Here is a 19436-nt window from a genome sequence, read left to right on the forward strand (position 1 = left end):
CCGGCATCAACGATATTTTTATTACTCTGCCGCGCTTTTTGCCTCTTTGTCCGCCTGTTTAAAAGCTCCTGTCCTCCACGTTCTCCGGGAAATCCGCGGGAAAAAGCGCAAAGCGCCGGGCTTATGGCCGCCCGTTTAGGGAAGAGGGGAGAGGGCGCTTCCTGACCGCCCTCTCCTTTAGGAGCTCGCCCCGGCCTTTCCGTTTAATCGCAGTAATACTGCGGGAGCGCCGCATAGAAGGCCGCGCAGGTCACAAGATCCTTCTTCCAGGTCACCTCATTCGGGGCATGGGCCTGCGCCTCCGCGCCGGGTCCGAAGCCGATGACGGGGATCCCGTTTCTCCCCATGATGGAGACTCCGTTCGTGGAGAAGGTCCACTTGTCGAGCAGCGGTCTCACAGCGCGCTCCTCCACCGTATCGCTCTCCCCGATCCTCTTATCGCCGAAGAGATCCTTATAGGCGGAAACCGCAGCAGTGCAGACCTTGTGATCCTCCGGAAGAACCCAAGTCGGGAAGTAGCACTCGATCGGGTAGACCTCCCCCGTGAAGGAGGGGCGGTCGTAGCGGTACATGGAGACCGTTACATCCTCACCGTACTTCTTCACAGCCGGGAGCTCCCGGATCTCCTCCAGGCAGGACTCCCAGGTCTCGCCGAGGGTCATCCTCCGGTCGAGAGAGACCGCACAGGAATCCGCGACAGCGCATCTCGAGGGAGAGGTGAAGAAGATCTGAGAGGCGGTGACAGTGCCGCGGCCGAGGAATCTCGCCTCCTTCCACTGCGGGTTGTACTTCGGATTCAGCATCTTTACGAGGCCGCGGATCTCCGTGGACTCTGCGTCGCCGTTATTGTTCAGGGCCCGGACATCCTGGAGGATATCAGCCATCTTATAGATCGCATTATCGCCTCTCTCCGGAGCGGAGCCGTGGCAGGATACGCCCTTTACATCGATCCGGATCTCCATGCGGCCTCTCTGTCCCCGGTAGAGGCCCCCGTCCGTCGGCTCGGAGGAGAGCACGAACTCCGGCCGGATCTTGTCCTTATTGATGATATATTCCCAGCAAAGACCGTCGCAGTCCTCCTCCTGCACCGTGCCGACCACCATGACACGGTACTTCTCATTCAGAAGTCCGAGATCCTTCATGATCTTTGCGGCATAGACCGCAGACACCGTACCTCCGAGCTGATCCGAGACGCCGCGTCCTCCGATCTGGGTCTCGCTCTCGAAGCCATCGTAGGGGTCGAAGCTCCAGTTGTCTCTGTTTCCGATGCCCACCGTATCGATATGCCCGTCAAAGGCGATGAGCGTCTTTCCGCTTCCCATGAATCCCATGACATTGCCCTGCGGATCTACCTTGACCTCATCAAAGCCGACCTTCTCCATCTCCTTTTTGATGGTCTCGACATGGGCCTTCTCATCGGCAGACTCCCCCGGATTCTTCACAATCGCGCGGAGGAAGGCGCTCATATCCGCCTTATAGCTCTCTGCCTTCTCCCTGATCTTCTTCAGCTCCTCCTGTGTCAGCTTCCCCATATCCTTCTCCTTTCCCGGCCCTCTCGGGCACATCCAAAGATAAATCTCCTCCTAAGAGGAGGAGTCCATCCCCATTCCTGTAAAACCCCCGGTAAAAGCTTACGTTCCCGCAAAACAGGCTGTTCCATAGCTCAAAAACCAAGCCGCAGCGCCGCTCTTTTGCTCCCACACAATCGCTGCAGCATCCTAACCCCGGCGATTGGCAGGCGCCCGGCGATTTGACAGCCCCTTGCCAAAGGGCAGGCGGAGCGAGAGCGTCCGTCCGCCCGGTAAAGCAGCGGCAGCTCCTCAGCGCTCGAGCCCTTCCCAGACAATGTTCTTCCATCTCTCGGGATCGGTATCTCCCTCCGTGGAGAAGCAGAGAACCTTGGAATCCTTCCCGAGCCCGAGCTTCTCTCTGAGCTCCTTGTACTCATCCTTTCGCATAATGGCGGCCAGAGCCGCAAAGGAAGCCGCGCCGGACTCTCCGGATACGACCTGCCTATCTCCCTTTAAGGGGGCGGCCAGCATCCTCATGCCTCTTGCCGCGGCACAGTCCTCCAGAGAGATAAAGCAGGAAACATGATTCTTCAGGATATCCCAGGAGGTGATGTTCGGCTCCCCGCAGGCGAGCCCCGCCATGATCGTCTCCATGTCTCCGTCCACGATCCGGATCTCCCCGTCTCCTGCCGCTGCCCCCCGGTAGAGGCAGTCCGCCGCGGAGGCCTCCACCACGACCATGACGGGGGGATTCTCCCGATAGCGGTTTGCGAAGTAGCCCACCACCGCGCCGGCCAGACTTCCGACACCGGCCTGCACGAAGATATGGGTCGGACGCTCGCCGTACTGATCCCCTGCCTCGTCCGCCATGGTGCCGTAGCCCTCCATGATCCAGGCCGGGATCTTCTCATAGCCCTCCCAGGCGGTATCCTGCACCATGACGCCGTGCTCGGTCTTCTCCGCGAGCTTCGCGGCCTGCCGCACGCACTCATCGTAGTTCACATCGGAGATCCAGGCCTCCGCGTTCTCCGCCTTGATGTGATCAAGCCTCGTCACCGTGGAGCCCTTCGGCATGATGATGACGGACTTCTGATGGAGCTTATTGGCCGCCCAGGCGACGCCCCTTCCGTGGTTTCCGTCAGTCGCGGAGTAGAAGGTCGCCGTGCCGAACTTTTCCCGGAGCTCCTGAGAGGTGAGCACGCTGTAGGGAAGCTCCGAGATATCCTTCCCGGTCTCCTCCCCGATATAGCGGGCGATGGCATAGGAGCCGCCGAGCACCTTGAAGGCATTTAAACCGAAGCGGTAGGACTCATCCTTTACGCAGACTCTGTCAAGCCCCAGATACTCCGCCATCCCCTTAAGATCCGCCAGCGGAGTCTCCGAATACTGGGGGAAGCTCTCGTGGAAGCTTCTCGCCTTCTTCACCTCTTCGATCGCCATGAGCGGAAGATTCTTGTCCTCCGTCTTCGGCATCTCATTCATTTTCCATTTCAGATCCTGACTCATTGCTTGATTCCTCCTGCCTCCGGACTCCGGGCCCGCTCCCCCGCGTCCTCCTATTTCTTTGCCTGGTCGATGTAGCTGTACATGGTAAATTTGCTGATCCCGTAGAAAGCGGAGACCTTGTCCCCGGATCTCGTGATCAAAAAGGCCCCCGCGTCCCGGAGATAGCGGATCGCGCGGATCTTTTCCTCCTTGCTCATGAGCGCCGGCGGCTTTCCGATCAGCTTCACGCTTTGGTTAATCAGATTGTCCAGGAGGTCATTCACGCTCAAGGGGATCCTTCCGTCTCCGGAGGACTCCTCTTCCTCCACGAGGGTCAGACTGTCCAGCGCCTCCCGGGCATTGATAAGCGCGGTGATATCGTAGTTGATCCCAAGGATGTAGCGGTACTTCCCCTCCTCATCCTTCAGGAAGATGGAGGACGACTTCAGGATTCTGCCGTCCTGCGTGTGGGTCCGATATCCCAGATGATCGCTGATCGCCCCGCCGTCCTGCAGGGTCTCCAGGGTCTCCAGCACCACCTTCGAGGCCCCGTCTCCGGTCTTTCTCCCTGTGACATGCCCGTTGATGATGAAGACGATGGTGTGCTCCAGGTCTTCCACCGCGAGATCATGGATGCAGACCTCACAGTTCCTCCCGAACTGCCTCGCGATTCCGTGCGCGACGAAGACCAGCATTTCCAGACTGTTTTCCTGCTTCATCCCCATCTCCTTTCGCTTCGCTCCGGCTTCCCCGGGAACCTAAAAAATTTTTTGCACAGGACTATCATAACATTTTTTTTTGCTTTTGCAAGATGCTCCCAAAAAATCTTTTTGGTTTCAGAAAATAAATTTGCATCTCCATTGCAATTTATCCTTCCCAATGATAAACTCATGATAAATCCGCATTATTACTATATGGAGTGGCAAAAACAGGAGGACAGAGCCATGCTTTTGATCGGGAACGGAAGGCTCCTCACGAGGGATAAGGCCCGCCCCTATTTCGAGAACGGGGCCGTCGCGACGGAGGGCAACAAAATTTTAGAGGTCGGGGATTTCGATGCGCTGAGAGAAAAGTACCGGGGGGCGGACTTCCTCGACGCGCGGGGCGGGCTCATCCTGCCGGCCTTCATCAATACCCACGAACACATCTACTCTGCGATGGCCCGCGGACTCGCCGTCAAGGGCTATAATCCCCACGGCTTTTTGGATATTCTGGACGGACTTTGGTGGACCATCGACCGGAATCTGGACAACGAAAATACCTATCTCTCCGCGATGGCGACCTATATCGACTGCATCAAAAACGGTGTGACGACGATCTTCGATCACCACGCAAGCTACGGAGAGATCAGCGGCTCCCTCTTCGCGATCGAAAGAGCCGCAAGAGAATGCGGCATCCGCTCCTGCCTCTGCTATGAGATTTCGGACCGGGAGGGGCCGGAGAAGGCGCGGCTCGCCGTGCGGGAAAATGTGGATTTCGCGCGCCATGTGCGGGAGACAAACGACGACCGCATCGCATCAATGATGGGCATGCACGCAAGCTTTACGATCTCCGATGAGACCATGGAGCTCTGCCGAAGCGAAAAGCCGGAGGAGATCGGCTATCACATCCACGTCGCAGAGGGCATCGAGGACCTGCAGCTTTGCTTAAAGGAGCACGGAAAGCGCATCGTCGACCGCCTCTTCGACTGGGATATCCTCGGCGAAAAGACCCTGCTCGCTCACTGCATCTATATTAACCCCCACGAGATGCGGCTCATCCAAGACAGCGGCAGCATGGTGGTTCACAATCCGGAGTCCAATATGGGGAATGCCTGCGGCTGCCCCCCCACGATGGAGCTTGTGCACCGCGGCATCCTGACGGGGCTCGGGACGGACGGCTACACCCACGATATGCTGGAGTCCTGGAAGGTCGCGAATATCCTCCATAAGCACCATCTCTGCGACCCGACGGCGGCCTGGTCCGAGGTCCCGGAAATGCTCTTTGTCAATAATGCGAGGATCGCAAACCGCTATTTCCGGCAAAAGCTCGGCGTGCTCGAGGAGGGGGCCGCGGCGGATATCATCATCTCCGACTATATCCCTCTCACTCCGATGGATGCTTCGAATCTGGACTCCCATCTGCTCTTTGGCATGGAGGGGAGATCCGTCGTCACAACGGTTGCAAACGGAAAGGTCCTCATGAAGGACAGGGAGCTTCAGGAGCTGGACGAAGCGGCCATCCTCGCAAAGGTCCGTGAGGGCGCGAGGAGACTTGCCGGAAAGATCAACGGCTGAGCGGCCGGAAGCTCCCGCTTAAGCGCGGCCTTCCGCACTTTACCTTTATCCTAAAAGGCCGGATCGGCGGCTGAGCGGAGCTTCCGCCAATCCGCCGCATTCCCATAAAACCCGTCCCGCGGGACTGCTGTCAGGAGGCCGTCCCGCCGGAAGCGAAGGTCCGGGTCCATCCGCTCTTTTCCCCTGAGGGAGGGGAGGAGGAGAGGAGACAGTGCTCTCCTCTCCCGAAAGGAGCGGAATGATGCCGCCTTCGGAAAAGGAGATACGCTATGAGTGATATTATGATCCCGATTCCCTTTGGGAAGCTGATGAACAGAATGCTTTTGGAATATAAGAAGGAGGGCTCCGTCTTCGGCGTCCCGCGCTGCTATAAAGCGAAGTCTCCCGCCCCCTTCCATCTCTTTGGCAGGAAGCTGGAGACCCAGATCGGACCGGCGGCCGGTCCCCACACGCAGCTTGCGCAGAACATCGCCGCCTCCTATTACGGCGGAGCGCGCTTCTTTGAGCTGAAGACCGTCCAGAAAATGGACGGACGGGAGCTCGCCTCCTGCGTGAAGAAGCCCTGCATCAGCGCGGAGGACGAGTGCTATAACTGCGAATGGTCCACAGAGCTCGAGGTCCCCCAGGCCTTTGATGAGTATGTAAAGGCCTGGTTTTTGCTGAAGGTGATGGCAAAGGAGTGGGGGCTGGGCGACCCGGATGCTTTCCAGTTCAATATCTCTGTCGGCTACGATCTCGCCGGCATCCAGACGCCGAAGGTGGACCGCTTTATCAACGAGATGATGCACGCGGGAGAGACGGAGAGCTTCCAAAGCTGCAGGACCTGGCTCCTCAAGAACCTGGACCGCTTCGAGCATCTCAAGAGGGAGGACGTCGAGGCGATCCGGGAGGATATCGTAAATTCCGTGACCGTCTCCACCCTGCACGGCTGTCCCCCCGAGGAGATCGAGGCGATCGCCTCCTATCTGATCACGGAAAAGGGACTGCACACCTTCGTAAAGTGCAATCCCACGCTGCTCGGCTATGAGAAGGCGAGGGAGCTTCTGGACAGCATGGGCTACGACTACATCCAATTCACGGACCTCCATTTCCGGGAGGATCTGCAGTATCGGGATGCCGTCCCGATGCTTCGGCGTCTCAAGGCCCTCGCGGAGTCAAAGCATCTCAGCTTCGGCGTAAAGATCACGAATACCTTCCCCGTCGATGTGAAGAATCATGAGCTCCCCTCCGAGGAGATGTATATGTCCGGGAAGTCCCTCTTCCCGCTCTCTCTGTCCGTAGCGAGGATGCTCACGGAGGACTTTGGCGGAGAGCTCCGGATCTCCTACTCCGGAGGCTGTGACTTTTTCAACATCAAGGAGGTCGCGGAGAGCGGCATCTGGCCCGTGACCATGGCCACCACCCTCTTAAAGACCGGAGGCTACCTCCGCTTCATCCAGATGGCGGAGCTCCTGGATTCCGAGAAGGCCGTGGAGTGGAAGTTCGTCTCCCTCTCCGCTGTCGATGCCATCCTGAAAAAGGCCGTCACGGATCCGCATCTCTTAAAGCCGATCAAGCCGATCCCGAATCGGAAATCCGAGGACTCCGTCCCCCTCGTCGACTGCTATACCATGCCCTGCCGGAACCGCTGCCCGATCCACCAGGATATCACAGGCTACGGAAGGCTCGTGAAGGAGGGGGCCTATCGGGAGGCGCTCGAAGTGATTCTGGATAAGAATCCGCTTCCCTTTATGACGGGAAGGATCTGTACCCACAGCTGTCAGACTGCCTGCACGAGGAATCACTATGAAACTGCCGTGCAGATCCGAAACAATAAGCTCATCGCCGCAAGAAACGGCTATGAGGCCGTGCTTCCGACGCTGAAAAAGGGAGCGGCCTGCGGGAAAAGGGTCGCCGTCATCGGAGCCGGTCCCGCGGGAATCGCCGCAGCCTTCTTCCTCGCAAGGGCCGGGGCGGAGGTCCATGTCTATGAGGAAAACGAGCGGGCGGGCGGTGTCGTGAGCTACATCATCCCCTCCTTTCGGATCGATGAGAAGGAGATCCAGAAGGATGTCGGGCTCGCGAAGTCCTGCGGCGCCGTCTTCCACTTCGGGCAGAGGATCGAGGATGTCGAAGCGCTCCGGGAGAAGGAGGGCTTCGACGCCGTAATCCTCGCGATCGGAGCGCACCGGGAGATGCCCCTTCCCCTGGAAAAGGGAGAGGCGGAAAACGCGCTTCACTTCCTCCGCCGCTTTAAGGAAGAGGAGGGAAGGATCCGCATCGGGAAAAATGTCGTGATCGTCGGCGCGGGGAATACCGCGATGGATACCGCGAGGGCGGCGATCCGATGCGAGGGCGTGGAAAAGGTCTTTCTCGTCTATCGAAGAACCAAGAGATACATGCCGGCGGACCAGGAGGAGCTCGAGGAGGCCATCGAAGACGGCGTCCTCTTCCGGGAGCTGCTCTCCCCCTTCACACTGGAAAACGGAGTTCTCCGCTGTCATAGAACCGTCCTCTCCGAGATGGAGGAGGGCGGAAGGAGATCCGTGCGGGAGACCGGGGAAGTCGTCGAGATCCCCTGCGACAGCCTCATCGCCTCGATCGGAGAGGGAGTCGACGGCTCCTTCTACGAGAAAAACGGCATCCGCACGGACCAAAAGGGCCGTCCCGTCCTGGAGCCGGAGAGCAATGAGACCAGCGTAAAGGGGGTCTACGCCGCAGGAGACGGCGCGTTTGGCGCCTCCGTCATCGTGAAGGCCATTGCGAACGCAAAGCTCGCCTCTGAGGCGATCCTGAATCAAAGAATCGGGACGGATCGCCCCTCCCGCTCGAGCGCGGAGGAGATCCACGGGAAAAAGGGCATCCTCTCAGAGGCGCCGGAGGCGGGGAAGGCGGACAGCCGCTGCTTAAGCTGCGACTATATCTGCGAAAACTGCGCGGATGTCTGTCCGAACCGCGCAAATGTCTCGATTTCGGTTCCCGGGGAAGAGATGCGCCAGATCATCCACATCGATTCCATGTGCAACGAATGCGGAAACTGCAGGACCTTCTGCCCTTATGACTCCGCTCCCTATAAGGATAAGTTCACGCTCTTTCGGAACGCCTCGGATATGGCGGATTCCACGAATGACGGCTTTTTCTTTCAGGACAGCGAGGGCAATGCGCGCGTCCGTCTGGGCGGGCAGGAGATGGACTACCGGGTCGGAGACAGAAATTCCCGGCTTTTCTACCGGATCGCGGAGCTCGTGGATACGGTCTTTCGCGACTATCCCTATCTGATCTAAGACGCTCCCCGCAGCTTGGGAGCCCGGGGAAAGACTGCCATAGATCCGCTTGTAAACGCCCACGCCGAGAGGATCGGCGCTGCTATGGGAGTATGGCGTAAAGAAAGGAGCAGGCTATGATTTTGATAAAAGGCGGCACATTGGTGACAGCGGAGCGAAGCTTCCCCGGCGATCTTTTCCTGTGCGGCGAGCGGATCGAGAGGATTTTTTCCGAATCGCAGAGAGAGGAGGAGGAGCGCTTTCTCTCCTCTCTTCCCGAAAAAGCGGAGACTCTGGATGCGAGAGGAAAACTGATCTTCCCGGGCTTCATCGACGCCCACACCCATTTCGACCTGCATGTGGCCGGAACCGTGACCTGTGACGATTTCGCCTCCGGCACAAGGGCCGCGCTGAGCGGCGGCACAACGAGCATCGTGGACTTCGGCACACAGTACAAGGGAGAGACCCTCGAGGAGGGCTTCCACAACTGGCAGAAAAAGGCGGCCGTCGGCGCATCCTGCGACTACGGCTTCCACATGTCCATCACCGACTGGAACGAAAGGACCAGGGCGGACTGCCGGAGAATGATGGAGGAAGGGCTCAGCACCTTTAAGCTCTACATGGCCTACGATATCCAGCTAAGCGACGAGACGATCTTTGAGATCCTCGTCCGCCTGCGGGAGCTCGGAGGCATCACCGGTGTGCACTGCGAGAGCTCCGGTCTCATCGCGGCTCTCCAGAAGGAGCTCGCAAAGGACCCGAAAAAAAGGAGAAGCGTCTCCTCCCACTATCTCTCCCGCCCGGATGACGCGGAGGCGGAGGCCATCAACCGCCTGCTCTATCTCGCGGACATGGCCCACGCCCCGGTCATCGATGTTCACCTGACCTGCGAAAAGGGTCTGAATGAGATCCGCGCGGCGAGAAGGCGGGGACAGACCGTCTTTGCGGAGACCTGTCCTCAGTATCTCACGCAGACCCGGGAGCTCTATGATCTCCCGGGCTTTGAAGGCGCAAAATATGTGATTTCACCCCCTCTTCGGGAAAAATCCGATCAGGAGGCACTCTGGAAGGCGCTCCGCGAGAAGGAGATTCAGACCGTATCCACGGACCACTGCGCCTTTACGAGAAAGCAAAAGGAGCTCGGATTGGAGGATTTCCGAAAGATCCCCGGCGGGATGCCGGGCGTGGAGACAAGGGGAGAGCTGATCTATTCCGAGGGCGTAGCCAAGGGGCGGATCAGCAGGGAGCGGATGTGCGCCGTCCTCTCGGAGAATCCCGCAAAGCTCTACGGCCTCTATCCGAAAAAGGGAGTGCTCCAGGAGGGAAGCGACGCCGACATCGTGATCCTGAACCCGGAACGGAGAAAGACGATCAGCATAAAAAATCAGGTCTCAAAATGTGATTATGCGCCGCTCGAGGGGATGGAGGTCCAGGGTGTCATCGAAGAGGTCTACCTCCGCGGGACGCTCAGCGCGAGAGAAGGGAAGGTCCTCTCCGAGGGGCGCGGCCAATACCTTAAGAGAAAGCCCTTCGAGCCGGTGCTCTAAGCCTTGCTGCCGCTGCTGTCTCGCGGTGCGGCAATGGCTCCAGCTCCCCGCTCCAATTCCCTATCCTTTGGGATTTACGCATATACTTTCCCGTCAGGCAGACAAATGCCGGATGCTTTGTACCGGCATCCGGCATTTTAGCGAAACAGGAGCATAAGCCTTCGGAGCAGCTCAGAGCTTTTCCCTCTCACAAAATGCGCTCACGGCCCGGCGTATGGAAGGGCTCTCCCGCGCTCTCCTCCACTGAACTAAAATGGAGCAGAGCCTCTAAAACGCCGCCTCCGACTGCGAGCGCCTTGTCGGAGACGGTCTTATAATCCGCGCTCTCTCCCCTCGGATCGACATCCCCGCATTTCATCCCCTTACAGACAGGGATTCCGTCCTGGAGGAGTCCCCGGAGCATGCCGGGGATCTCTGTCTTTAGAGGGACATCATCCACATAGGCGACCGTCTCCCCCTTTGCAACGAGCTGCCCGATTTCTGCTAAGGAGCGGAATATCCCCTCCGCCAGGGAGCGGAGCACCCTCTCCGCGGAGACTCCCGCGATATTTCCGGGGACTCCGGTATTGGGGATCGCCGCGCCCCGGTAGATCGCCCTTCCGAGCGTGTGTCCCCTCTTCGTCTCTATGACCGCGTGGCAGTCGATCCCCGCGAAGAAGCCGGGCCCTACTCCCAGTACGATCGGAGCGTCCGTCCGGGAGGTTCCGAGATTCCGCTTTGCGAGGATCGCATCCACGACGGCGTCCGGTCTCAGCGCGCGGATGCTCTCCTTCCCGCTGTCTACGAGAACCGCGATTTTCCTCTCCGAGAGAATTTCTCTCACATCCTCTATGCTCTCCGCCCTTTTTGCGCTGATCTCCTCCACCGTTGCGCTTCCGAGCCTCACCGCCTCGGAAAATGCGACGCTTCGCCGCACCGCGGTCGGCACGGCGAGATCCGACATCACAAGCTCCATCCCCGCCCGGTAGAGCCGGACCGCGATGCCGCTCGCGATATCCCCTGCCCCTCTGATATAGACAAGCATCTTACCTCCCTCCCGCCCCGCTTTCTCCCGGAAAAGGGCCTATGCATTAAACGCACGGACTTTATTTTTTTCGGAACGAACCGTAGGAATGCCCCGGATGGATCCCGCCCCGGGCGGCCGCAAGCTCGCTCACCGTGACAAGCTGATAGCCTCTCCTTGTGAGCTCCGGGATCAACAGCTCCGCGGCCTCTGCGCTCTGCGGATAGATGCTGTGCATCAATATCACGTCCCCGTCCTTCACCTGGCTCAGGACCACCTTCACCGTATTTCTGCTGTTCCGGGTCTTCCAGTCCAGCGTGTCGATGCTCCAGAGGATCGGCGCGTATCCCATCTCCGTCAATGTGCTCTTGCACTGCCCGCCGGTCGCCCCGTAGGGCGGGCGAACCAGGGTCGGAGCATGTCCCCCCGCCGCGCGGATCGCATCATTGGTCTTTTGAATGGAATTCCGAACTGCGGCCGAGGAGAGCTTTGAGAGGTTTTCATGCGCCCAGCTGTGATTTCCAAGCTCACAGCCGTCATCCGCCATTCTCTTTACCACCGCGCTGTGACGGGCGACGAGATTTCCCACCATGAAGAAGGTCGCGCGAGCCTTGTTCGCTTCCAAAGAGCTCAGGATCCGGTCCTCATATTTCCCGGGGCCGTCATCGAAGGTGAGGGCGACCATCGGCCGGTCGGGGTCCACAGCGCTCTGGGCGCTCTGGGCCTGCCCCACCTCTTCCGCTGTCGGCTGCTCCCCCTTCTTCACGACAGAGACCCGGATGCCGTCGATATGGGTCCCCACTCCGACCTTCCCCGCCTCCTGTCCGTTCATGACCCAGTCCAGCCACTCTCCGTTCACCATGGCCTTCGTGTAGACATCGTAATTCTCCGAGAGCTGTCCGTTCAGCCAGACCTTAAGTCCCTCGAGCGGGACGGCTCCCCCCTCCAGACCAGCGCTCTGGCCGTTCTCCAGCACTCCACTCCAGCCCTGTCCGCTTATGTTGACCTGGTATTGAACCGTTCCGCTCATCCCCTCCGGCTGATGCTTCAGCGCGATCTTCAGCGCGCTCGGAAAGCTGTCCCGGCGGCTCTGGGGCTGATTGTCATTGCTCCAGTCGGACCAGCCCCTCCCGCTGTATTCCAGCGCGTAATAGCACTTGAGATGATGCTGCTCCGCCTCCTCCGCTCTCCCCCTAAGATCCTGGATTTTCCCTCCCAGGAGGAGGAAGGAAAGCAACAAAAAACTTAAGCGAAGCAGCCGAAAAATATATGCCCGCTTCCGAAGCTTCCCCCGATACCCCCACTCTCTCATATAAAAGCCTCCTCATCTCTTCCATCCGCTCCAAAGGCCCGGAGCATTTCCCGCCCCGGGGCGGGGCGTCTCCGTTTCTGTTCCAAAACGTTCCCCGCCCTGAAGCTTTCCTCTTTCCGCAGGGTCTATTATAATGATTCCAGTCTCAAAAATCCGCTGCCTCGGCAGTGTCTCGCAGAAAGGGCAGCTTCCCATGAAAACAGAAAACAGAGCAAATCCAAGACCCCTCTCCGCCCTTCCGGAGCTCCTCTCGATCCCGAGCGGCATCTGCTCCGTGATCGGGAGCGGAGGAAAGAGCTCTCTCCTTCTTTCTCTCTCTCTGGAGCTCGCAAAAAGAGGGAGGGTGATCCTCGGAACCAGCACCCACATCCTGCCCTTTCCCCACTGCCCCCTCGTCCTCTTCTCCTCCTCCGGAATCTCCGTGCGACCCTCAGCTGAGGCACGCATCCTTAAGGACAGCGAAAAGGAAGCCGAGGTTACGGAAATCTCCTCCTGTCTTGAAGCAGCCTTCTCCCTCTCCCCGCTTCCGATCCTCTGCCTCGGAAGCATGGCGGAATCCGGGAAGCTCTCCCCGCCCCCCGTCCCCTGGAAGGACCTCCTCCCCTACGCGGACTATATCCTGATCGAAGCGGACGGATCCAAGCGTCTCCCGCTGAAGGCCCACGCCCCCTGGGAGCCGGTCATCCCGGAGGGAAATGCGCGGACGATCGCGGTCATCGGGGGGAGCGGACTGGGGCATCCCATAAAGGAGGCCGTGCATCGCCCGGAGCTCTTCCTCTCGATCCTCCGGGAAAAGCTCTCCGAAAATCCCTCCGGCTCAGAAGCGCTCACAGAACGAAGTCCGGTCACGGAGGAGATGGCAGCCCTCGTCCTGGAGAGAGAAGCCCTCTTTGACAAGCTCCTCTTAAACCAGGCGGATATCCTCTCCGCCCCCTCCCTCTCCCGCTTCGCCCTGGCTTTCCGGCGTCCCTTCATCGCCGCAAGTCTCCGGGAGAACTACTGCTTTCCCATGCCCCTAGCGGCCAACTGTCAGCCATAGCGAAGTCTCAGCACCTGCTCGATCCTCCGTATCCCATCCTCCGTATCGACATCCCAGAGCTCAAATTCCCGCTCCGCCTGTACGAGAAGGATCTCTTCCGGCCGGATCAGCCCGTTTTTCAAAATGACCCCCCCGCCGTGGTCTCCGGTCAGATTCTTGAGCTCCGGAAAATACTTTTTCGGGAAAATAACGGGATTTCCGGCCTCTCCGTTAAAGCTTAAGCGGGAAACCTTGTCCGGAAAAAGCGAAAAGGAGGAGGCAAGCCGAAGGAGAGAGCGCTCCGAGAGCATGGGCTGATCCCCGGCCAGAAACATCGCCCCGTCCCAGCGGGACGCCGGACCGGAGGAGAGCGCGTGGCGGATCGTATCGCTTTGCTCCGGATCATTATGCATAATGACCCGGAAGCAAAAGCGCTCCGCCAGCCTCCGAAGCTCCGGAAAGCGCGTCACGACCAGCGGTATATCGAAGCTCACGCCCCCCCGCTCCCGGGAGGGGGAGAGCCCGCTCCCCACCGCCTCCGAGTGGGCACCGCTCCCCGCCTGCGAGAAAAGGAGAGAGGAAAGCGTCTGAAAGATATAGGCGCTCATGGGCTTTCCCCCGAGCTCCTCCATGAGCTTATTCCTGCCAAACCGTCTGCTCCAGCCGGAGCACATCAGCACAAGCCCCAGGACCGGCTCTCCTTCCCCCATCTTCTCCGCCATAAGTCCCTCCTCTCCGCCAAAGATCCGCCCCTCTGAAACAGAGCGAAAGCTCAGCCGCCGTTTTCTTCCTCCGGAGCATATCTCCATCTCTCACTGAAAAATCCCTGCCGAAATCTCCGGCAGCGTCGGTAAATGCAGTCTCCGCGTCAATCCGCCGCGCTCCCGGCTCATACAGCGTCAAGAGCGATTTCCCTTCCCGCAACAAACTTTGCCCTGAGCCTCGTCCCCTCTCCTCCCAGATACACAAGCTGCTCCAGTCTCTCCCGGATCCCCTGCTCCCGCACACTCTCCCTCCTGCCGGAGAGAACAAGGATGTCCGCCTCATAGCCCTCCTCGAAGCTACCCACATTGCCGAAGAAGCTTCCCCCGCCCTTCGTCGCGAGATAGAAGGCCTCCTCGAAGCAAAGCGGACGGAGCGTCTCGTCCATGATCCTCCAGCGAAGCTTGGAGACCGCGATCGCATCCGTGAGCGCGCGGAGCATGGAGAGATTGGCCCCTCCCGCGACATCTGTCCCAAGCCCTACGCGGAGGGAGCGATCAAGATAACGCCGGATCGGCGCGATGCCGGAGGAGAGGTTCGTGTTCGACTGGGGGCAGTGCGCGATATAAGAGCCGCTCTCCGCAAGGAGGGAGAGCTCCTCCTCCGAGGAATAGACGCAGTGCGCCATAACCGTCTTCCCTTCCCCATAGAGAAGTCCCGGGCGCCGATAGGTCTCGCCATAGCAGTCCGCCCAGGGGCAGAGCTCCTTTACCCAGGCAAGCTCCGAGAGATTCTCGGAGAGATGGGACTGCACGGGAAGTCCCATCCGGGCCTTCAGGGTCCCGAGCTCCCGCATGAGCTCATCCGTGCAGCTCGGCGTGAATCGAGGCGTAAGGATCGGAAAGGTCCTCTGAAATCTCCCCGCCGACTCCGAAAGCCATTCCTCCGTGCTCCTCCTGCTCTCCTCCGTCGTCTCTCTCAGAAAGTCCGGGCTGTTCCTGTCCATATTGACCTTCCCGACCATGGTGATCAGCCCGCTCTCATCGAGCTTTTCCATGAGGAGAAGCGTCGCGGGCACATGGATCGTCGCAAAGACCAGGGCGCGGGTCGTGACGCTCTCCCGGAGATCCGAAACGAAATCCGTGTAGGCGCGCTCCGCATAGGAGAGATCCCGGTACTTTGCCTCCTCCGGGAAGGTATTGGTCGAAAGCCAGTCCAGAAGCTCCAGATCCATCCCGGTCCCCCGGAAGCTGTACTGCGGCGCGTGGATATGGAGATCCGTCATACCCGGAATCAGGATATCCTCCCCATAATCCGTAAGGGGAAGGGCGGAAAAGCGTTCCGGAAGCTCCCCCTCCGGGAAAATAGCTCCGACTTTTCCGTCCAATACCAGAAGATCCCCCCTCCGCACACAGCGAAGCTCCGTGCTTTTCACACTATAGCAGATATTTCCTCTCAATACAAAATTCTCTTCCCTCTTCATCTCTCCCTCCGATTCCCACAGCATGCCCTATCCGCCGCCAAAAAGCGCAGCGCTTATATCACCCGGCGGGGACGGCTTCTAATGCTCTCTGCCGCAAAGCCGGACCATAAAACCAAACGGTATCTATCCGCCCGGCGGGGACAGCTTCCAATGATCTTTACCGTAAAGCCATCTGTAAAGCCAAAGCCTACATAATCCGTCCGGCGGGGACAGCCGCCGATATAGAGAAAAGGGCAGTCCTCTCGGACCGCCCTCCCTGTCGTCGCCGTTTCACGAGGAATCCGCCGCTGATCCGGCGGCCTCCCCTGCCTACAGGAACACGTACTTCAGAATGAAAACGATCGATAGAACATACATCAGCGGCGTGACCTCTTTCCCCTTCCCCATCAGGAGATGAAGCAGCGAATAGCTGATGATTCCAAAGGCGATTCCCTCAGAGATCGAATACATGAAGGCCATCGCGCAGATGCAGATAAAGGCCGGAATCGCGCAGAGCGCATCCTCCCAGTCGATCTTCGCGACCTGCTGCATCATGAAAAATCCGACGATGATGAGAGCGGGGGCCGTCGCAAAGGACGGAATCGCGAGGAAGATCGGGGAGAAGAAGAGGGAGAGGGCAAAGAGAGCTCCCGCCACCACGGCCGTAAGTCCGGTGCGTCCGCCCTCCGCGATCCCCGAGGAGGACTCCACGAAGGTCGTGATGGTGGAGGTCCCCAGGCAGGCTCCCGCCGTCGTTCCGATCGCGTCCGCAAAGAGCGCCCCCTTGATGCCCGGAAGCTTCCCGTCCTGATCCAGCATATTCGCCTTGGAGGCGCAGCCGATCAGCGTCCCCAGAGTGTCAAAGATATCCACAAAGAGAAAGGCGAAGACCACGACCAGGAAGTTGAGAGACAGAAGTCCGCTGAAATCCATCTTTAAAAGCGTCGGTGCAAGAGAAGAAGGCATGGAAAGGATGCCGGACGGAATCAAACTGAAGAATTTGAGCTCGGGGTCCGGAACGTAGAGACCGCTGAGCTCACAGAGCACGCCGAGGAGCCAGGTGATCAGAATCCCCAGAAGGATATTTCCCTTGACATTTTTCAGGACCAGAAAAGCCGTGATCATCGTTCCGATCAGAGCAAGCAGTACCGTAATTCCCTCCGTGTGGAAGGTCCCCCCCGTCAGCGCCCCGTGGAAGGAAAACATCGTGACCAGCGTAGCGCCGTCCACGACGATATGCGCGTTCTGAAGCCCGATAAAGGTGATGAAAAGCCCGATTCCGACGGAGACCGCGATCTTCAGTGTCTTCGGAATCGCGTTGAAGATCGCTTCCCGCACATTGGTGACGGAGAGCACGATGAAGATCAGCCCCTCCACGAATACCGCGGCCAGCGCGACCTCCCAGCTGTAGCCCATTCCCATCACCACCGTATAGGCGAAGTAGGCATTGAGCCCCATCCCGGCGGAGAGCACAAAGGGCAGATTGGCAAGCAGCGCCATGCAGAAGGATGCCAGCGCGGAGGCCAGGGCCGTCGCGGTGAAAACCGCTCCCGCATCCATCCCCGTCTCCTTCAGGATGCTGGGATTGACCGCCAGGATATAGGCCATCGTCATAAAGGTCGTAACGCCTGCTATGAGCTCTGTCTTTACATCCGTCTTGTTTTCTTTCAGCTTAAAGAATTTTTCCATTTTGTCGTCCCCTTTTGAAATAGATCATCCCTTCTTGATTGCCGGCGGTACCGACTCCACGACATGTTCATACCGCCCGTTGGTGTTCCGAATTATTTGTATAAAAATACTAGCATATTTTTAAAAAATATGCAATAATATTTCTAAATATTTTTATATGCACCTAAAAAACTTTTTGATTTGCAGGTTCAGTCTCGTTCATCCGCATCGGATCACGCACCGGATCGCCGGATTCGGATTATCGGAAGGAAGGATCATCGGAAGGAAAGGAGAGAAGATGAATGTACAGCGCTATCGGAAAATCGCGAGAGTGACACTGGGAAGGTCCCCGGCGGACCTCGTACTGAAAAACGGAAGAATTCTGAATGTATTCAGCGGGGAGATACTCCCGGCCTCCATCGCGATCAAGGACGGTCTCATCGCCGGCACGGGGGAGGACTTCTTCGGAAAGGAAGAGAGAGATCTCGAGGGGAGGTTTGTCGTCCCGGGCTTCATCGACGCCCATCTCCACCTGGAGTCCACCATGGTATCGCCGAATGAGCTGGTGAGCACCGCCGCGCGCTTTGGCACTACCTGCTTCATCGTCGATCCCCACGAGGCCGCGAATGTGAGCGGCGCGGACGGCATCAATTATATCCTGAACCAGACCTCCCACTCCCCCGCAAACGTCTATGTCATGCTTCCCTCCTGCGTCCCGGCCACGAAGCTGGATGACAACGGGGCGGAATTCAGCGCGGAGGAAATGCGGCAATACGTCCATCACCCGAGGGTTCTCGGGCTCGGAGAGGTCATGGACAACCCTTCCGTGATCTCCGGAGACAAGGCGATGTTCGCAAAGCTCTGCCTCTTCGAAAAGATGATGATCGACGGCCACGCCCCCTTCCTTCCGGAGCGGGAGCTGAGCGCCTATGCGCTCGCGGGCATCCGGAGCGACCACGAAGCCACGAGCTTCGACTACGCGAGAGAGGAGATCCGAAGGGGGATCCACGTCCATATCCGGGAGGGAAGCGCCGCCCACAATCTCCGCGCCATCGTGGAGGGAATCCTGGAGAGCGGCTGCAATACGGAAAACTTCTCCTTCTGCACCGATGACAAGCACATCGAGGACATCCTGAGAGAGGGACATATCAGCTACAATATCCGCCTCGCGATCTCCCTGGGGCTCGACCCGGTCAAAGCCTACCAGATGGCGAGCATCAATACAGCGCGCCTCTACGGCCTCCGTCAGCTCGGGGCGATAGCTCCCGGCTATCAGGCAGATCTCGTCGTTCTGGACTCCCTGGAGGAGGTCTCCGTCTCCTCCGTCTATTTCAAAGGTGAGCTCCTGAGATCCGACGCCGAGCTCCGCATCCGCTCCTGTCCGGTCAGCCTCCGCCACAGCGTACACCTCGATCCCGTGAGCCCGAAGAGCTTCCTGCTTCCGATCCGCCTGGAGGAAACGCCCGTGATCACATTAAACCCCGGCGAGATCACCACCACAGAGGAGAGTGCCGCCCTGGAAAAATGCCGGAACTTCCAGCCCGAGCTCTATCCGGGCTACCTGAAGATCGCCTCCGTGGAACGGCATAAAAACAGCGGAAAGATCGGCTGCGCCGTAGCAAAGGGCTATGGCCTCCGCGGCGGAGCGGTCGCAAGCTCCGTCTCCCACGACTCCCACAACATCCTCGTGATCGGGGACAGCGACGAGGCGATGGCGATGGCCGTCAACGAGCTGATCCGCGTCCAGGGCGGCTATACCCTGGTCTATAACGGAGCGGTCTACGATACCCTCCCCCTTCCCATCATGGGACTGATGAGCGATGAGGGCTATGAGGAGGTCGACCGCCACCTGCAGCACATGAAAAACAAGGCACATGAAATGGGCGTGCCGGAGGGGGTAGATCCCTTCATCACACTCTCCTTCCTCTCCCTCCCGGTCATTCCGGAGCTCCGCATCACCCCCCGCGGGCTCTGCCAGGTGGGAGAAAACGGCCCGAAGCTCTTAAAGCTCTAGCCCGAAAATATCCGAAATCCCGAAGATATCGAAGGCGGATAATCGAGTAAATCGAACGGAAAGGGAGGGGATTAACCCCCGTACGCTCACAGCACCGCACCTAATGGATACGGCGCTTTCCATCGTTGCACGAGAAACGTGCGCCGTCGGGCGAAAGAGAGAAAGGGCGGGGGCCGCGCTCTTTTCCGCGGCCCCC

General features: G+C 58.9%; 13 protein-coding genes. 5 read left to right on the forward strand and 8 right to left on the reverse strand.

Annotated elements, in window-relative coordinates; genetic code table 11:
* Window positions 1–203: 203 nt before the first annotated feature.
* The 3 genes from HMPREF1986_RS10440 to HMPREF1986_RS10450 all read right to left on the reverse strand — a co-directional run bounded on the left by HMPREF1986_RS10440 (window position 204) and on the right by HMPREF1986_RS10450 (window position 3715).
* On the reverse strand, window positions 204–1532 hold the full coding sequence (locus HMPREF1986_RS10440; protein ID WP_036600310.1) for a YgeY family selenium metabolism-linked hydrolase: 1329 nt from the start codon (window positions 1530–1532) through the stop codon (window positions 204–206).
* A 288-nt stretch (window positions 1533–1820) separates the two neighbouring features.
* Entirely contained in the window at window positions 1821–3017 is a 1197-nt protein-coding gene (dpaL, locus tag HMPREF1986_RS10445) for a diaminopropionate ammonia-lyase (protein ID WP_021774804.1), read from the reverse strand.
* Between the two features lie 50 nt (window positions 3018–3067).
* Entirely contained in the window at window positions 3068–3715 is a 648-nt protein-coding gene (locus HMPREF1986_RS10450; protein ID WP_036600256.1) for a helix-turn-helix transcriptional regulator, read from the reverse strand.
* Between the two features lie 225 nt (window positions 3716–3940).
* Between HMPREF1986_RS10450 and ssnA the strand changes: the two genes are divergently transcribed.
* From ssnA to hydA, 3 genes are all read left to right on the forward strand, one after another.
* On the forward strand, window positions 3941–5272 hold the full coding sequence (gene ssnA, locus HMPREF1986_RS10455) for a putative aminohydrolase SsnA (protein ID WP_036600259.1): 1332 nt from the start codon (window positions 3941–3943) through the stop codon (window positions 5270–5272).
* Window positions 5273–5541: 269 nt separating this feature from the next.
* Window positions 5542–8535, forward strand: a complete 2994-nt coding sequence (gene ygfK, locus HMPREF1986_RS10460) for a putative selenate reductase subunit YgfK (RefSeq protein ID WP_021774808.1) — start codon at window positions 5542–5544, stop codon at window positions 8533–8535.
* Between the two features lie 116 nt (window positions 8536–8651).
* On the forward strand, window positions 8652–10061 hold the full coding sequence (gene hydA / locus HMPREF1986_RS10465; RefSeq protein WP_021774809.1) for a dihydropyrimidinase: 1410 nt from the start codon (window positions 8652–8654) through the stop codon (window positions 10059–10061).
* Between the two features lie 187 nt (window positions 10062–10248).
* Here hydA and yqeB read toward each other — a convergent pair whose 3' ends face one another.
* Window positions 10249–11085 (reverse strand): selenium-dependent molybdenum cofactor biosynthesis protein YqeB, encoded by an 837-nt coding sequence (gene yqeB / locus HMPREF1986_RS10470; protein ID WP_021774810.1) that lies wholly within the window; start codon window positions 11083–11085, stop codon window positions 10249–10251.
* Between the two features lie 61 nt (window positions 11086–11146).
* Complete coding sequence (locus HMPREF1986_RS10475; RefSeq protein WP_021774811.1) at window positions 11147–12376, reverse strand: polysaccharide deacetylase family protein; 1230 nt, start codon at window positions 12374–12376, stop codon at window positions 11147–11149.
* A gap of 193 nt (window positions 12377–12569) precedes the next feature.
* Here HMPREF1986_RS10475 and yqeC point away from each other — a divergent pair, with 193 nt between their 5' ends.
* Entirely contained in the window at window positions 12570–13415 is an 846-nt protein-coding gene (gene yqeC, locus HMPREF1986_RS12970) for a selenium cofactor biosynthesis protein YqeC (RefSeq protein ID WP_196806131.1), read from the forward strand.
* On the opposite strand, the gene HMPREF1986_RS10490 is transcribed toward yqeC, so the two are convergent.
* The 3 genes from HMPREF1986_RS10490 to HMPREF1986_RS10500 all read right to left on the reverse strand — a co-directional run bounded on the left by HMPREF1986_RS10490 (window position 13406) and on the right by HMPREF1986_RS10500 (window position 17247).
* Window positions 13406–14116: a nucleotidyltransferase family protein gene (locus tag HMPREF1986_RS10490; RefSeq protein ID WP_036600317.1), complete on the reverse strand. Its 711-nt coding sequence runs from the start codon at window positions 14114–14116 to the stop codon at window positions 13406–13408. The genes yqeC and HMPREF1986_RS10490 overlap by 10 nt on opposite strands.
* 167 nt (window positions 14117–14283) lie before the next feature.
* On the reverse strand, window positions 14284–15579 hold the full coding sequence (locus HMPREF1986_RS10495) for an amidohydrolase family protein (RefSeq protein WP_036600319.1): 1296 nt from the start codon (window positions 15577–15579) through the stop codon (window positions 14284–14286).
* Window positions 15580–15888: 309 nt separating this feature from the next.
* Window positions 15889–17247: an NCS2 family permease gene (locus HMPREF1986_RS10500; RefSeq protein WP_021774816.1), complete on the reverse strand. Its 1359-nt coding sequence runs from the start codon at window positions 17245–17247 to the stop codon at window positions 15889–15891.
* Window positions 17248–17524: 277 nt separating this feature from the next.
* Here HMPREF1986_RS10500 and ade point away from each other — a divergent pair, with 277 nt between their 5' ends.
* Window positions 17525–19240 carry an adenine deaminase gene (gene ade / locus HMPREF1986_RS10505; protein ID WP_036600320.1) on the forward strand — a complete coding sequence of 572 codons (1716 nt, stop codon included), beginning with the start codon at window positions 17525–17527 and terminating at the stop codon, window positions 19238–19240.
* Window positions 19241–19436 lie beyond the last annotated feature (196 nt).

This window comes from Oribacterium sp. oral taxon 078 str. F0263 (genome assembly GCF_000469565.1).
In the GTDB taxonomy this organism is placed as follows: Bacteria; Bacillota; Clostridia; order Lachnospirales; family Lachnospiraceae; genus Oribacterium.